Source organism: Corynebacterium glyciniphilum AJ 3170, assembly GCF_007673095.1.
GTDB lineage: Bacteria > Actinomycetota > Actinomycetes > Mycobacteriales > Mycobacteriaceae > Corynebacterium.
On sequence record NZ_VDYZ01000085.1, the window covers coordinates 1 to 366 of the forward strand.

Genomic DNA, 366 nt, shown 5'->3' on the forward strand with positions numbered 1-366 from the left:
TGCCACCACCACTACTAGTCCTCATGCGATGTATCCAAGCCTTTACCCCCCGCCCCCAACAACCTCGCCCCAACCCCATCATCCTCCAACACCCCCCCACCCACCCCACAAACTTCTTCTCCACCTCCACCATCACCCCAACCACACCCCCAATCCTCCTCCCCACCCTCTTCCTCACCCTCCCCTTCATCCTCCCCCACCTCCAACCCCTCCTCCCTCACATCCCTACCCAACACCACCACCCGCCCTCCACCCTCCCCCCCTCACCCTCCCACACCACCCCTTCTTCCACACCCTCACCCTCCACCTCCACCGACCCGTCCCTCCCGCCCCCATCCCGCACCACCTTCCACACTCCCTCCCCCA

General features: G+C 65.0%; 1 protein-coding gene. It reads right to left on the reverse strand.

Annotation, left to right across the window (positions count from 1 at the left end; all coding sequences use genetic code 11):
- A partial coding sequence (locus tag FS507_RS19885) for a hypothetical protein (protein ID WP_222121451.1) occupies positions 1–190 on the reverse strand: 190 nt, incomplete at its 3' end.
- Positions 191–366 lie beyond the last annotated feature (176 nt).